The following is a 15,838-nucleotide window of genomic DNA, read 5'->3' as shown; positions in this document are numbered from 1 at the left end:
CTTTTATATTTATATTTAGTTACGAGTGTAAAGCCATAAATTCTTCTGCTTTTTCTACCATCTTTTTACTTCCACAGAAAAACGGAACACGTTGATGTAACGCAGTTGGTTCAACTTCCATGATGCGGCCATAACCATCTGATGCCTTTCCACCTGCTTGTTCCATAATAAATGCAATTGGATTACATTCATACAACAACCTCAATTTCCCTTTCGGTGCTTTTGTACTTGTTGGATAGATATAAATTCCTCCTTTCAAGATATTTCTGTGAATATCAGAAACTAAACTTCCGATATATCTTGCAGAATAAGGTCTATTTCCTTCCTCTTCTTGACAATATTTCAAATAATCTTTAACTCCTTGTGGAAATTGAATGTAATTTCCTTCATTAATCGAATAAATAGATCCGTCTTCTTTAATCTTCATCTCTGGATGAGACAAATAGAACGTTCCAATTGCAGGATTCAAGGTAAAACCATTTACTCCCGCACCCGTTGTATAAACCAACATCGTAGAAGATCCATATACAATATAACCTGCGGCTACTTGATTTTCTCCTTTTTGCAAGAAATCTTCCAATTGAACTGGTGTTCCAGTCGGAGTCACACGGCGATAAATAGAGAAAATCGTTCCTACAGAAACGTTTACATCGATATTGGAAGATCCATCTAATGGATCAATCAACACAACATATTTGCTATCATTATCTCCTTTTTTACCGTGAATTGCAATAAAATCATCCTCCTCTTCAGAAGCAATTCCACATACAATTTCGCGGTTTACCAACGTATTGATAAAAATTTCATTTGCGTAAACATCTAGTTTTTGTTGTTGCTCCCCTTGTACATTTTCAGTACCGAAGGCTCCTACAATATCAACTAAACCCGCTTGGTTTACTTGATGACTAACTACCTTAGCAGCAAGTCGTAAGGAATTGATTAAACGAGAAAGCTCTCCAGATGAGTACCTAAAATGCTCCTGTTTATCAATAATAAACTCCCCTAGTGTTTGATTTCTTTTTGTTGTCATGGAAAAATGATTCTTTAGTTGTGTATTTGCTGTGCAAATATCGTTAATTTTGTCATTCAAACGAAGTTATTAACCAGAAATCCAACAAAAGACATGAATGTTAGAACAGCTACTTCAGCTGATATGCCAGCTGTACTAAATTTAATTCAGGAACTAGCTACTTTTGAAAAAGAACCTGAGGCTGTTGTTATCACAGCAGATGATCTTATACGAGATGGTTTTGGGCCCCATCCGCTCTTTCGTGTATTGGTGGCAGAACACCAAAACGAAATCGTTGGTATGGCGCTTTTCTATAATCGATATTCGACTTGGAAAGGAAAAACCATTCACCTCGAAGACCTTATTGTAACTGAAAAGGCAAGAGGCACAGGTGCAGGAATGGCTTTGTATAAAAATGTAATTCAAATTGCTAAATCAGAGAATATAAGACGTGTAGAATGGGTCGTTTTAAACTGGAACGAACCAGCCATTGACTTCTATAAAAAATCAGGAGCTACTGTTCTTGAGGATTGGTATACCGTACAGATGGATGAACAAGGCATTCACGCATTTATCAATAAGTAGTGACACATGAAAGTATATAAATTTGGAGGTGCTTCTGTTAAAGATGCAGAAAATGTAAAAAATGTAGGTGAAGTTTTGCGTACCGTTGGTTATGCCGATTGTTTACTAATTGCTTCAGCCATGGGTAAAACAACCAATGCACTTGAAGTAGTGGTTGACAATTATTTTCAATATCCATTCGATTTAGATAAATCTGTGGATTTAGTCAAAGCGTATCACCTGGCTATTTTGAATGACTTATTTCCAGGTAATCATGACGTTTACCAGGCATTAGAGGAACAGTTTGAATCCTTAACTTCTTTTTTAGCGCATAATAAATCACCCAATTACAACTTTGTATATGATCAGATTGTAAGTTATGGCGAGTTGCTTTCTACGGTTATCTTACATCACTACCTACAACTTTGTGGTATTGGAAATACGTGGATCGACGCTAGAAATTTAATCAAAACGGACCTAACCTATCGCGATGCTAATGTTCAATGGGACCTGACATGTGCTGCTATTACGCAAACCATAGACAAAAAAGAACTCTATATCACCCAAGGTTTTATTGGTTCAGATTACAATGGCTTTTCGACTACCCTAGGTAGAGAAGGCTCGGATTATTCGGCGGCCATATTTGCCTATGCATTGAATGCCGAGAGCGTTACCATTTGGAAAGATGTACCTGGCGTACTCAATGCAGATCCTCGCTATTTTGAAGAAACCACCTTATTAGAGCAAATTTCTTATCAAGAAGCTATTGAATTAGCTTTTTATGGTGCTTCCGTTATTCACCCTAAAACCTTACAACCGTTGCGTCAAAAGGAAATTCCCTTATATGTAAAATCCTTTATCAACCCGACGTTAGGTGGTACTTCTGTTTCTAAAGGAGCGCATTTAAAACCGGCCATTCCGTGTTTTATCGTTAAGAAAAATCAATTGTTGATTTCGCTATCATCCAAAGATTTTTCTTTTATCATGGAGCAAAATATCAGTGATATTTTCAAGCTATTTGGCGAATACAACATCAAAGTAAATGTCATCCAAAACTCAGCGATTAGTTTTTCTGTTTGTGTAGAGGATAAGTTCAATCACTTTGAAGAATTACGACAAAAACTCAATGCACACTATCGGGTGAGCTATAATGAAAATGTTTCACTATACACTATCCGTCATTTCGATGAAGCTTCCGCTGATCGCATTCTAACGGATAAAACTCTGCTGTTAAAACAGGTAAACAGAGAAACCATGCAAATGGTAATGAAAGAATAGAAAAATAGCCTCAATCTCTTGAAGCTATTTTTCTATTCTTAACTTTTTCTTGCCAACTTCGTCAATAGTTAAGATCAAAGAGATTAACCTCCTCTATTAAATTATGCTTTGAATTATGTTTGGGTCAAATGTGATACACCTTCGCAAAAAAGGGGGTTTTTCAAAAGAAATACAGTACTTGATTCAAACTCTTGTCGAACAAGCTATAATTCACAATTAACCACAAATCATCTATTGCACTTATTAGTAGAAACTTAACTTCATTTTCAAATCAAACTAGAAATAATAAAGTATAGTCCTAAAATCACATTTACATTCACATCAATCACTTATGGGTTACAAATTTCATTGGGCTTATTTTCGTTAATTTTGGGTTAAATACACTACTTTTGGTTTTTTGGAGTTTATAGTTACATGAACCTACAGCGCTTTTTATTTTTTGTTCTATTTTGGTATTCTTGTACGTATGCACAAGAGCGAAATTCGCTGTATAAAAATGTACTTTGGGAGGTTAACCAACCACAGTTGCAATTGCCCCCTACTCCTTTAAACAATAGTTATCTTGAAATTGTAGATGCCCAACAGGCGGTTGTTCCCCCTACAGCTTATCGGGTTGATTTTAGTGCAAATCGCCTCACGCTTCAACAAGAAGACCTTGCTTTTCCCTTAACGGTTTATTATTTAGAGCTCCCTTCTTTTTTGACTGCACCCATTAGTTATTATGATACGACGCGTATTGTTCCCAATGAGGCGGGTAGTTTTACCTATCAACATCAAGCGAAAAACACCCCTACCTTTGTTCCTTTTGAAGGACTAAATACCATGGGAAGTTTATCAAGAGGGTTGACTATGGGGTCGAATCAAAGTGCAGTAACCTCATCTAATTTAGATTTACAACTTACAGGTAACTTATCTGATCGCGTTAAAATTCGCGCATCGATTCAAGATAATAACTTACCCTTACAATATGGGGGATACTCTCAAAAAATCAATGAATTTGATCAAATTTTTATTGAATTATTTGCAGACGATTGGTCAATTCGAGCAGGAGATATCTTCCTAGAAAATCGTGCGAGACGCTTTTTGAATTTCAATAAAAAAGTACAAGGGTTATCTACGCGTTTTGTCTTTGATAATGACGATAGCAAAACAACCGTTGAAGTTGCGGCGGCTTTGGCTCGGGGACAATATACCCGCAGTACCTTTAATGGTCAAGAAGGCAACCAAGGACCTTATAAATTAAAGGGGGGTAATGGCGAATTGTATATCTTGATTGTTTCAGGTTCAGAGAAGGTATACATCAACGGTTTATTGCTAAAAAGAGGGGAAGAAAACGACTATGTGATTGATTACAATTCGGGAGAATTGCGATTTACCACCCGTTATCCTATTACTTCGGATATGCGTATTGCTGTTGAATATCAATATACAGATCGCAATTACACTCGCTTTGTCGGCTATGGCAATATTCAACACGAAAACAAAACCTGGCAATTGGGTTTAAGTGTTTTTACAGAAACGGATTTAAAGAATCAATCTTTACAACAGAATCTGACGGAAGAACAAATTGAAATCCTCAAACAAGCGGGTAATGATCCGGCACGTATGATTGCCCCCTCTGCGTATAGAGATAGCTATTCTGAAAATAAAGTACTTTATACCAAAGAACAAACACCTGAAGGACAACTGTATTTCGTCTTTTCAACCAATCCTGAAGCAGAGTTGTATCAGGTTACCTTTACCGCTATAGGGAACAATCAAGGGGATTACGTCCTGAAAAGTACACAATCCATCGGTCGTATTTATGAGTATGTTGTACCCGTAAATGGGATTCCACAAGGAAATTATGCGCCTATGGTTAAGCTTATCGCGCCTATAAAAAATACCATCGCGACACTTAATGCAGCCTATAATCCTTCAGACAAAACAGCGATTGACATTGAAGTTGCCTTTAGCAATCACGATGCCAACTTATTTTCACCTATTGATCAAGCCGAAAACAGAGGTTGGGCTACTGCCTTAAAAGGCAAGCAACGCTTATGGACCCATGAACAGGCGCAATTGAATTTGCTTACGGATATTCAATTTATTCACAAGAACTTTCATTCCCTTGAGAACTTATTTTCCATCGAATTTGATCGCGATTGGAATTTACAATACGCAACAGGCAATCAAAGTTTACTCACTGGCGGTTTAGAGTTTAGTATTCCATCCAAAGCCAATCTTACGTATTTATTTGAACAGCTCAATTTTGGTTCGGATTACAAAGGGAGTCGTCAAAATTTACAAGGGAAATGGCAAGCTAAACCCTGGTTCATCCAAACGCAAAATAGCTTTATGCAAGCCGATGGTTTGACCCAAGAAACTACGTTTATTCAAAGTCATACCCAAGCGAAGTACAGTTGGAGCAAAAACTATGTAGGATCGAAAGTTTCATTTGAACAAAACAAAGAAACTAGTGCAGAAACCAAACTTTTGAACCCTTTAAGTCACCGGTATTCCTCTTTGGACTTATTTGTGGGCAGAGGGGACTCCTTGGGGCAAAACATAGAATTGGGGTATCAATTTCGACTCAATGATAGTCTTCAAAACAACACACTAAGTCCTTTTTCTAAGGCGCATACCTTTTACATTAAATCCCAGTTGATTCGCTCCGAAACGAGAGATTTAAATATCTATACCAATTACAGATCTGTCCGTCATGTAGAACCAAACAAACCTACGGCAAATACCATCAATAGTATCTTGACCTATCGCGATCAGTTTTTTAAAGGTTTTATTCAATCTCATACCCTATATGAAATTAGTTCAGGAACCATTGCACAACAGGAATTTACGTATTTAGAAGTTGAACCTGGTCGAGGCCAATATATGTGGATCGACTACAATGGCAATGGAATTCAAGAATTGGAAGAATTTGAACTTGCCCCCTATCCCGATTTAGGCAAATATGTGCGCTTGTACTTACCGAGTCAAGTTTTTCTACCTACAAATCAAAATAAACTAACGCAAACCATCACTTTAAATCCAGCTGCTCTTTGGCAAAATGAAACGGGAATCAAGAGGGTTTTGGCATTTTTCTATAATCAAACTTCTTATAGTATTGATCGCAAAGATCTTAAAACTAGGAATCAAATTAAACTACATCCCTTTGCTTCTGATGAAGAACAAATGGTTGGACTGATGGAGAACTTCAACAATTATCTCTATTACAATCGCGGTAAAAAACGCCATAGTGTACTATATATGTACACCCAATCAAAGAGCAAAAACTTGTTGTCCTTTGGGTCGACAGAAAACACGATTCAAACGCATCAATTGGGGTATAACCATCTAATTCGCAAAACTTGGTTGGTTGATCTTTTGGGTAAAACGACCAAACAAGAGATGATATCGCCTTCGTATACCAGTAAAAATTATCGTTTGCAGGTACAAGGTGTTGAAACAAAGTTGTCTTATTTATTTTCATCCCAAGCACAAGTAGACCTCTTCTATACTTTTCAAGAAAAAAGAAATCAAACCGCTGATTTTGAAAACTTAAAACAACATCGTCTGGGCGCATCGTTTACGGTTAATCAGGTAAAATTATTCACCATGAATGGCGAATTATCCTTTTTTCAGAATACCTTTACTGGAAATTCTTTTTCCCCTATTGGGTATCAAATGTTGGAAGGCTTACAACCTGGAAGAAACACAACTTGGCGCTTAATGTTCCAGAAAAACCTAACGCATTATTTAGACCTCAGCCTAAATTACCAAGGACGAAGCAACGAATCGACAGCAACTATTCACACCGGAAGTGTGCAATTAAGGGCTTTCTTTTAACAACGGTAAACAGTAAACTCCCCCATGTATAGCGACAAATATTCATTGTGTTTTCAACCAGATCAAGTAGTTATTGCGCAAGTAAAAGCGATGAAATTACAATTAGCTGAAGTAATTGGCTGGTACAACAGTAAGAATTCTCTAGCCCATTTAACAATTGCTGAATTTAGTGCTAGTGAAAAAGACATTGCGCGAATGCATCAACAAATTATGCGTTGTTGTAACGGTTTTTCTCCTGTAGAAACGCATTTAAACGCATTTGGGACGTATCCGAATGGCACTTTTTTTCTAGCAGTGGATGCCTTTGCCAAACCCATATTGAAAGCCTATGCTCAAACGTTATTCCAAACGCTACAGTTAAAAAAGGCATATAAATGTACGGATCCTCATCTTTCAATTGGACGAAAACTAGAGGATGCAAAAATCCAACAAGCCTATGCGCTATTTGATACACCGAGCCTCTTTTTTCAGTGCAATCAACTTGTTTTACGCCGATTAAATCTAGAACGCCGACAGTTTGATATCATTGAAATCTATCCTTTTTTATCCCAAGATACAGAAGAAGAAATCCAATTAACTCTATTTTAATTCATTTGTTTTCCTTTTTTTCTTATTTTTGATTTTATACAAAATTCAAAATATGGACAATAACAATGCACTGACGTGGGATGATTTTATGAAAGTAGAAATGCGCGTTGGCACGATTATTCAAGCAGAAGAATTCAAAGAAGTTCGAAATCCAGCATATAAATTAGTCGTTGACTTTGGAGAAGAGATTGGCACAAGAAAGACTTCCGCTCAAATCACCCAATTATATACCCTTGAAGAATTAATTGGCAAGCAAGTGATTGCTGTGGTTAATTTTCCTTCCAAACAAATTGCTACTTTTATGAGTGAGTGTTTGGTTATGGGAGCCGTAGAAGGCAAAGAAGTAACGTTGATGAGTTTAGATAAACCTGTAAAAAACGGGTTGAGAATCGGTTAATAAAAAAGGTTTCCAACACGGAAACCTTTTTAGTATAGTCTTTCGATAATTTATTGATTTACTAAGGCATAAAGCGCAAAGGTACCCAACCAATGGCTTCCCATATAATCATCATTGGTAATATTGCCAAAAGATACTTCAAAATGTTGTTTTGCTATCCCTCTTAAGTGTGTTAGTTCAGGCAATTTCTTCGCTAAATCATTTAAACAAGTGGTTCTACTAAAATTCAATCCATCTAAATGCACTAAATGTCCATCGGTGCGATCGGAAACTTTACCTACTTCTAGTTGAAAGTCTTTTTGAAATAAATTGGGTAAAAATACAGTTAACCACTTTTTAAAGGTTTCTTCCTCTTGTATTTTACTCATCAATCGCGCTTCTTCTAAACAAGGCGACAAGAAATCATGCCCACTCGGTTCAAAAGCTAAATTACAATTCACATCTTTGGCATATAGGCGATTCGCTGTTTCAATTAACCGTTTTTCAAAAGCCGTTTCTTTCATCAAACGGGCATATTCTAGAGATAAAGACAATCCATAAGCTGTATTATCATGGGTTCCAGTGCGAATAGGGTAGTTTAATTTGGGTAAATATTCTTCATAACGTTCCATGAGTACTTTTGCTAATGGTTCTAAAGACGCTGCCCAACGTTGTGCATCCGCATCCTCCCAAGTGGCTAAAACACCGTGCAATTGAAACAACCAAGCCCATCCGTAGGTGCGCTCAAAGGTTCGGTTATTGGGATCCTCAAAAAAAGCGAGTTCAACGGCTACATTTTCTGGGGTAATTAAGGTATTTAATCGCTGGCGTATTTGGTGTTTTTGATCTAATTCTGGAAAACGCTTCATCAATTCTACAATCGACCAATAGCCATGTACAGCTGAATGCCAATCAAAACAGCCATAAAAAAGAGGACGCAACTGCTTGGGTGTTTTTAAATCGCTATCTTGCCCCAGTACTTGTCCTAATTTATTGGGGTATTCTTGCTCGATACAATGCAAGGGTAAGGCGATAATTTTTTCAGCTTCTTCCATACGCAATAGCAAAGGAACACCTACCTCAGAATGAATCTCTTGTTTCTCTACTAGCTTATTTTCTTTTGATGTACACCCCAATAACACTAAACTTACAACGGTCCAAACACTTATTTTTTTCATGGTATTACTTTTAGCCTCCAATGTAGTAATTATTCGTAAAACACCGACTTTCAAAATAACAATAATCTACTCCTAAAAATCACTTAACCCCTATTAATCTACTGATTTCGTTTCCCTTACAAAAAAAAAGAGTATTTGAAATAAATAAGTTTTACCATCCCACTTTTTTGTACATTTGAAATAAAAAATGCAAAAAATCACCTTAACATTCGCGGGGTTCTTCTTGCTAGCTCTTACTTTGATTTCTTGTGATAATAAATCCTTGAATTCATCTAAAGCTCTTGCTGCGATTGAATCGTATATGGAAACTCAACCTATTTATGAAAGTACTACTTTTCACATTGGGGAAACTAAGTTAAGAACCAGAAAAGATGCAGAATTGATTAAAAATTATCAGCAATTAGCAGATGAAGGTTATCTAAATCTTTCTGATTTTACAGCTAAAAAACGCTTCTTAGCCAAAGACAGTATATGGCAGGGAACGATTCAGCTTACGGCTAAAGCGCATCCTTTTGTTTTAGAGCAAAAAGGCAATAAAATTAAAATCAAAACGATTGAATATTTAGTAGATAAAGACAATGGTTTTCAATTGGATTCGAAAGGCAAAAAATCAGCCCTAGCTACCGTTATGTTGAAGAAAAACCCTACGCCTTTTTACTTTCTAAAAGAAGATAAGTCACCGCATACCGAATTCATCACGAAGAAATTTAAAATGAAGTATGCCGAAGAAACGGGTTGGAGAATAACAAATTAAGCGATGGGAAAGAATATTTTCATTTTAGTGCTAATACAGGCCATTTTAGCCTTGTTAATGGCCTTTTTAATCTCTAAGATGTCTTTTATTGGCCGAATGGGGATCACCTTTTTATACAAAGAATACCTCGTTTTTAAATCTCCTTGGAAAACAGCGCTTCTTATTTTTGTGGTACAGCTGTTTTTAGTTGTGATTTTGGCGTTTTTTAAATATTTTACCCCGAATAAAATAGCGAATACTTTTGCTGTTTTCACCCTTTTAATCGGTCTAGGAGCGGCCTATTATACCTATCTGGATTTTACAACTACCTCCCATAAATACATGAAGAGCTATTTTCACTTCGGTGTTTATTTATTTTGGGGGGCTTGGATCTTCTCTGCTATTTTCTTCTTATTTTTAAAGAAAACGAAAGTGGCTTTAACCCAGTTAGAAGTTACTCAATCGACAACAGAACTTCAATAAGTATATAAATTTTCAAATTACGTCGTATGCAATCGCCTTTTATTTTATTTATCGTCTTCGTTGCTGTTAGTTTAACAAGCTGTACAGAAAAACACAAAGACACCCAAGAACCACAACGCATCAAACGAGAACAAACCGCTCCTGCTACGGATGCACAACCGGTTCAAATTCCCATGCATGGGACAAAGGAAAATAGTTCTTCTGGAATTACTACTTTTAAAATAAAGGAGGATATGAAAGAAAATACAGCAGTAAAAAACACAACTCAAGACTAAGGTTTTACAACTAATTGTTTTGATTCCGAATAAAAATAGGTAAGTTTACTTAAGAAACCAATTGACTACTCATGAAAAAATCATTATTTGCACTAACATCCTTGTTATTTTTAAGCTTAACGGCTTGTAAAGATACTGGAAAAGAGCCGTCTAACATTACCCTTGATGGGAATGCAACGGAACAACCAGCTAATGCACCTGCTACTTCAGTTGCTAATGAAGCAACTGGACAAGCAATGCCTACATCTACTGCAGCACCAGCTGAAGGCGCTTTAAATCCAGCACATGGGCAACCCGGACATCGTTGTGATATTCCGGTTGGAGCACCTTTAAATTCACCTGCAGGTGGGGGTAATGCAATGCCTACATCTACTGCACAACCAGCAGCAGCTCAAGGCGGAGGACAACCTTTTTTAGTTAATGATCAGGCTAAAAGTCGCATCATGCAAGAACAAGGCGAACAGCCTGCAACGGCTACTAGCGGAAAATTAAATCCCGCACATGGACAACCAGGACATCGTTGTGATATCCAAGTGGGTCAACCTCTACCCTAGTAGTTATTTTAGTATTTAATATCCGAAAAAAGGCGAAATCACAAGTGGTTTTGCCTTTTTTGTTAGATAATTAATCCAAAAAAGAGGTTCCAACATAGAAAAATAATCCGCTCAACTTCCAGCAATATTGTTTATTTTTGCATTCTTATTAATTTCATATAGATAATAGTTTATGATACAAGATCCGAAAAGATATACGCTAACTGCGGCATTGCCTTATACCAATGGTCCTATCCATATAGGCCACTTAGCAGGTGTTTATGTTCCAGCTGATATTTATGCTCGATTCTTGCGAATGCAAGGCAAAGATGTTGCCTTCATCTGTGGAAGCGATGAACACGGGGTTGCTATTTCTATGAAAGCTAAGAAAGAAGGCATTACTCCTCAACAAGTAATTGATAAATACAACGGAATCATCAAACAATCTTTCGAAGATTTCGGAATTTCGTTTGACAACTATTCGCGTACTTCTTCTTCTATTCACCATCAAACAGCTTCTGAATTCTTCAAAAAGCTATACAAAGAGGGAAAATTCATTGAAGAAATAACGGAGCAATTATACGATGAAAAAGCAGACCAATTTTTGGCAGACCGTTTTGTAACGGGAACTTGCCCTAAATGTGGCAATGAAGAAGCGTATGGAGACCAATGTGAAAAATGTGGTACCTCCTTAAATGCTACGGACTTAATCAATCCTAAATCGACAATTACCGGAAGCAAACCGATTCTAAAAGCTACGAAACACTGGTTTTTACCTTTGGATCAATACGATGGATTTTTGCGTGAATGGATTTTAGAAGGCCATAAAAACGATTGGAAACCCAATGTATATGGTCAAGTAAAATCGTGGTTAGACGACGGTTTAAAACCACGTGCCGTAACCCGCGACTTAGATTGGGGGATTCCTGTACCCGTAGAAGGGGCGGATGGCAAAGTTTTATATGTGTGGTTTGATGCACCAATCGGTTACATCTCATCAACTAAAGAATGGGCCGCACGCGAAGGGAAAGATTGGGAACCGTATTGGAAATCTGAAGATACCAAATTGGTTCACTTCATCGGAAAAGACAATATTGTATTCCACTGTGTGATTTTCCCTGCGATGTTAAAAGCGGAAGGAAGTTATATTTTACCTGATAATGTACCTGCCAATGAGTTTTTAAACTTAGAAGGGAATAAGCTTTCTACATCTAAAAATTGGGCGGTTTGGTTGCACGAATATTTACAAGACTTTCCAGGTCAACAAGATGTTTTGCGCTATGCACTAACAGCTAATGCACCTGAAACCAAAGACAATGATTTTACTTGGAAAGATTTCCAAGCAAGAAATAACAATGAATTAGTTGCTATTTTGGGTAACTTCATCAACCGTGTAGTTGTTTTAACGAACAAATATTACAACGGCATTGTACCTCAACCGCATGCCTTTTCTGATGTGGATGTTGCTACTTTACAAGAATTAAGAGCGTATCCAGCAGTTATTGAAAGTTCAATTGACCGTTACCGCTTTAGAGAGGCTCTGGGTGAAGTGATGAATGTGGCGCGTTTAGGTAACAAATACCTAGCGGATGAAGAACCGTGGAAATTGATCAAAGAAGATGCAGCTCGCGTGCAAACACAAATGTATGTAGCCTTGCAAATTGCGACGGCTTTAAGTACGTTGGTAGAGCCTTTCTTGCCTTTTACAGCAACTAAGTTAAAATCAATCTTACGCTTAGACCCTACTACGCCTTTAACTTGGAATGCAATTGAAGTGGATCAGCCTTTTATCAAACCAGGACACCAAATCGGCGAAGCAGAGCTGTTATTTGCTAAGATTGAGGATGTAGAGATTCAAAAGCAATTGGATCGCTTAGAAGCATCCAAACAGGCCAATAAAGAAGCGAATGCCGTGGTTGAACCTCAAAAAGAAACAGCGACGTATGAAGATTTCGCCAAATTGGATTTGCGCGTAGGAACAATCATCGAAGCGGAAAAAATGCCGAAAGCCAATAAGCTTTTAGTATTAAAAGTAGATACGGGAATCGATGTACGAACGATTGTATCGGGTATTGCTGAGCATTTCAAACCGGAAGATATCATCGGCAAACGCGTGACAGTTCTAGCTAATTTAGCACCAAGAGCTTTACGTGGAGTTGAAAGTCAAGGGATGATCTTGATGACGGAAGATACCAATGGCAAATTGGTATTTGTTAACCCCGATAAGGAAAACGTAAAAAACGGAGCAACGATTAATTAATTGCTAAATACTATAAAAAATAGGGTGCCCTTTTGGACACCCTATTTTATTTACACTAGGCTATCTTTGCTAGTTCTTGTTTAATAAAAGCGACCCAATCCTCATTTTTTGGGTCAACAATAAGGGTTTTAAAATTATACTTTTCGCCTTCCATTCCCACGCCTTTTGAATCATCATATGAAGGTCAAAATCAAAAGCTCTTGGGTATTTGGAAGCATACACCCTCATCTCTTTTAATCTGACACTGTTTTCTTTTTGATTGACAATGCGATCTACGCGTATACCATAGTACCGCAAGGTCCATCGGATTCTATTACTCGTGCGATAGGAAGTGGTATAGACATGAACTTGATGCCCTTGTTTTTGTGAATCCGAGATTATCCACAAAATTATCAAAGACCCTAAATACAAAATTATCTTCAAAATAAATGAACTGAACTATTATGACAAACAAGAACCAGTAAGCAACACCTTTGATTTAGTGCCTTTTTAAAAATAAAACCCACTTGCATAAATTTCATACAAGCGGGTTTTTTAAAGCTTTTTATTAATAGTCAAGAGACCGTTAAAACTTCTATTTCTTTACCAAAGCATCCAATACAATCATTTTCATCAAAAAAACCCTTGGGAATAAAAATGAAACTGCTTCCCATTTAAAATACAAAATCTAAAGAGTTCAAATATGAAACAAATATTATCTTTGATAAACCACAAATCTCTTATACTTTACTATCACTGCGATTAACCATTGCTATGTAGTCTAAAACCTGATACAGTCCTTGAAATGGCTTTCCTTTTTCAACAGATATTATATAACTGACTCCAGATATAACTTCTATTTCTAATCGGGTAAATTCTTCCTTATTCATTATTCTATCTTTAAATTCCTCCTTTAAGGCAATACTTACCCTAGTTATAGCAGAAAATTCAATAGTCAATATTCCTTCAGATTTCTTTACAAGAAGTCTTCTGTCTGTAACTACCACCTCGTTTAATTCAAGATCCTTAAACACATACAATATCTCTTCTTTGTCTTCTAGTAATCTTGTTAGACTTGAAACCAGAATCTTAGTATGATCTAGTATTTGTGTTAATCTACCTTCACCACCTTTTCTACGAAAAATAGATACTAATATAGATGATTTATATTTTGTACTTTTCATCATTTAATTTCTTAAACTTTTTTGTAATAGTATTCCACTAGCAGATTTCTCAAAAGAATATCCAAAACGACTAGCTATATTTGGATTAAGAAAACCATCATTTATGACAGATGAACCATAAATAGATATTTTATTTGCTCCACTAGAAAATGCTTCTTGTTCCATGCCCTTTATAAGATTTCTAAATCCGGATAAACTTTTACCATCCATCTGTTCTAGCAAAAAAATATTTCTATTATATGTTCTTCCTACAAGCCCTTTTGTTCCATAAATTGCGTAACCTCTCATTTTTTCAACCCCACTAAATAATGCTTGTTCAAAAGTTTCATTTGTAAGATCTACTAAACTATTTCTACCTATAGTATTAATTGTAATCTCTTGCAACTCTCTATTTGGCACACGCAAAGGTCCTCCTTGAATTCCACCATCAGTTGCACGCAAAGATACGGTTTTTGTTACATTGTTTTTAATTTCATTCGTATAAGCCAAATCAGGGACTTTATTCATAGTTGCTGAGTGACTTAGACTTGCATTTTGGTCTAATTCTTTTGGCACCATAGTACCTAGATGATTTAAGGTTACTGGAAGTGGTTTTGCTACAGGATTCGCTCCTGACCAAAAATTTATACCATTTGCTGCTGTTATTCCTCCACTACTGGTGCGATAGAGTCTGCAAGGACTTCATCCATGTCGACCGCTAATATTCGTTTTACTGACATAGTTGAATTTGCTCTATTAACAACTCAACGCCTTCAATAAGAAAATCTCCTCTTATACCATACGTTACAAATCGCAGGTATTCTCCCCAAACAAGTGCTTTCCCCTCTTGCGTTTCGTGCCAATTAGATTGAGTAATCATTGGATTGGACTGATTAACAGGAATCGGAATTTGATAGTTGTAAAAATAATCCGCTGTACAAACTTTTTTTAATGTCAAATAAGATCGCATGGAAGCATAACTATGTGAAAGAAAGGCGATACTTTTTATACTAGACAAATCAAATAATTCATTGGCATATACTACATTTTCAAGTGTATTACGCGATTCTTTTTCAACAATAAAACGAGTATTTGGAAATTTCTCTCTAGAGATGTATTGCAATAAAAGTTTCGATTCAGATAGATCCTCAAAAATTGAACCCTCATAATTGGCAATTCCACCAGTCAAGAGAATCGTATCAAATGTGTATGTCTTTAAGAGTTCATTTATTTTTTGCCCAATCTTCTTGTGCAAAATATTTGATCCAAATACGAACAGTAAATCAGCCGATTTAATCGGATTATTATAAAAGCAAAGACTTGTCAATCGCGTTATTAATTCATCTGTTAATTCAGGTGGTATCGGATGCTTTAAAATTTCTCTCGTATTCATAATATTCCCTTTTAAACATCTAATAAAAATACTTCATTCATACAAGCATTTAAAAAATATTTTTTAATAAAAACCTAACTAAAAAAACATACTTAAAAAGCTATTTTTTTAACAATTAAACTATCTTTAATTGTATAGTATTTATCTGATAAAATAATTCAACCCTGAATCAAGCCGCTAAAATTTTGATTTTAAGTTCTT

15 protein-coding genes and 1 pseudogene are annotated in these 15,838 nt (G+C 36.3%); 10 read left to right on the top strand and 6 right to left on the bottom strand.

Annotation, left to right across the window (positions count from 1 at the left end; translation table 11 throughout):
* Positions 1 to 19: 19 nt before the first annotated feature.
* Positions 20 to 1,030: a class 1 fructose-bisphosphatase gene (gene fbp, locus ACMHJ2_RS01105; protein WP_413511118.1), complete on the bottom strand. Its 1,011-nt coding sequence runs from the start codon at positions 1,028 to 1,030 to the stop codon at positions 20 to 22.
* Between the two features lie 93 nt (positions 1,031 to 1,123).
* On the opposite strand from fbp, the gene ACMHJ2_RS01100 reads away from it, so the two are divergent.
* The 5 genes from ACMHJ2_RS01100 (at position 1,124) to ACMHJ2_RS01080 (ending at position 7,661) form a co-directional block, all read left to right on the top strand.
* Complete coding sequence (locus ACMHJ2_RS01100) at positions 1,124 to 1,594, top strand: N-acetyltransferase family protein (RefSeq protein ID WP_413511117.1); 471 nt, start codon at positions 1,124 to 1,126, stop codon at positions 1,592 to 1,594.
* Between the two features lie 6 nt (positions 1,595 to 1,600).
* Positions 1,601 to 2,851 carry an aspartate kinase gene (locus tag ACMHJ2_RS01095; protein WP_413511116.1) on the top strand — a complete coding sequence of 417 codons (1,251 nt, stop codon included), beginning with the start codon at positions 1,601 to 1,603 and terminating at the stop codon, positions 2,849 to 2,851.
* Between the two features lie 414 nt (positions 2,852 to 3,265).
* Positions 3,266 to 6,676, top strand: a complete 3,411-nt coding sequence (locus ACMHJ2_RS01090) for a hypothetical protein (RefSeq protein ID WP_413511115.1) — start codon at positions 3,266 to 3,268, stop codon at positions 6,674 to 6,676.
* A 24-nt stretch (positions 6,677 to 6,700) separates the two neighbouring features.
* Positions 6,701 to 7,264 (top strand): 2'-5' RNA ligase family protein, encoded by a 564-nt coding sequence (locus tag ACMHJ2_RS01085; RefSeq protein ID WP_413511114.1) that lies wholly within the window; start codon positions 6,701 to 6,703, stop codon positions 7,262 to 7,264.
* A 52-nt stretch (positions 7,265 to 7,316) separates the two neighbouring features.
* A complete protein-coding gene (locus ACMHJ2_RS01080; RefSeq protein ID WP_413511113.1) occupies positions 7,317 to 7,661 on the top strand; it encodes a tRNA-binding protein in 345 nt (114 codons plus the stop codon).
* Positions 7,662 to 7,711: 50 nt separating this feature from the next.
* On the opposite strand, the gene ACMHJ2_RS01075 is transcribed toward ACMHJ2_RS01080, so the two are convergent.
* Complete coding sequence (locus ACMHJ2_RS01075; RefSeq protein ID WP_413511112.1) at positions 7,712 to 8,818, bottom strand: DUF2891 domain-containing protein; 1,107 nt, start codon at positions 8,816 to 8,818, stop codon at positions 7,712 to 7,714.
* A gap of 187 nt (positions 8,819 to 9,005) precedes the next feature.
* Between ACMHJ2_RS01075 and ACMHJ2_RS01070 the strand changes: the two genes are divergently transcribed.
* The 5 genes and pseudogenes from ACMHJ2_RS01070 (at position 9,006) to metG (ending at position 13,102) form a co-directional block, all read left to right on the top strand.
* Positions 9,006 to 9,572 (top strand): hypothetical protein, encoded by a 567-nt coding sequence (locus ACMHJ2_RS01070; RefSeq protein ID WP_413511111.1) that lies wholly within the window; start codon positions 9,006 to 9,008, stop codon positions 9,570 to 9,572.
* A gap of 3 nt (positions 9,573 to 9,575) precedes the next feature.
* Positions 9,576 to 10,034, top strand: a complete 459-nt coding sequence (locus tag ACMHJ2_RS01065) for a cytochrome d ubiquinol oxidase subunit II (RefSeq protein WP_413511110.1) — start codon at positions 9,576 to 9,578, stop codon at positions 10,032 to 10,034.
* A 26-nt stretch (positions 10,035 to 10,060) separates the two neighbouring features.
* Entirely contained in the window at positions 10,061 to 10,309 is a 249-nt protein-coding gene (locus ACMHJ2_RS01060; RefSeq protein WP_413511109.1) for a hypothetical protein, read from the top strand.
* 266 nt (positions 10,310 to 10,575) lie between these two features.
* Positions 10,576 to 10,863: pseudogene (locus ACMHJ2_RS01055) on the top strand (hypothetical protein); the annotation flags it as partial.
* A gap of 172 nt (positions 10,864 to 11,035) precedes the next feature.
* On the top strand, positions 11,036 to 13,102 hold the full coding sequence (gene metG, locus ACMHJ2_RS01050; protein ID WP_413511108.1) for a methionine--tRNA ligase: 2,067 nt from the start codon (positions 11,036 to 11,038) through the stop codon (positions 13,100 to 13,102).
* Between the two features lie 69 nt (positions 13,103 to 13,171).
* On the opposite strand, the gene ACMHJ2_RS01045 is transcribed toward metG, so the two are convergent.
* From ACMHJ2_RS01045 to ACMHJ2_RS01030, 4 genes are all read right to left on the bottom strand, one after another.
* The gene (locus ACMHJ2_RS01045) at positions 13,172 to 13,489 is read right to left on the bottom strand and encodes a hypothetical protein (protein ID WP_413511107.1); all 318 of its coding nucleotides are present in this window, start codon (positions 13,487 to 13,489) and stop codon (positions 13,172 to 13,174) included.
* Between the two features lie 332 nt (positions 13,490 to 13,821).
* Positions 13,822 to 14,268: a hypothetical protein gene (locus ACMHJ2_RS01040; protein ID WP_413511106.1), complete on the bottom strand. Its 447-nt coding sequence runs from the start codon at positions 14,266 to 14,268 to the stop codon at positions 13,822 to 13,824.
* A complete protein-coding gene (locus tag ACMHJ2_RS01035; RefSeq protein WP_413511105.1) occupies positions 14,269 to 14,823 on the bottom strand; it encodes a hypothetical protein in 555 nt (184 codons plus the stop codon).
* 151 nt (positions 14,824 to 14,974) lie between these two features.
* Entirely contained in the window at positions 14,975 to 15,637 is a 663-nt protein-coding gene (locus tag ACMHJ2_RS01030; protein ID WP_413511104.1) for a YdcF family protein, read from the bottom strand.
* Positions 15,638 to 15,838 lie beyond the last annotated feature (201 nt).

It is taken from the genome of Myroides odoratus (assembly GCF_965118575.1).
In the GTDB taxonomy this organism is placed as follows: Bacteria; Bacteroidota; Bacteroidia; order Flavobacteriales; family Flavobacteriaceae; genus Flavobacterium; species Flavobacterium odoratum_B.
This window is presented reverse-complemented; position numbering and strand designations above follow the sequence as displayed.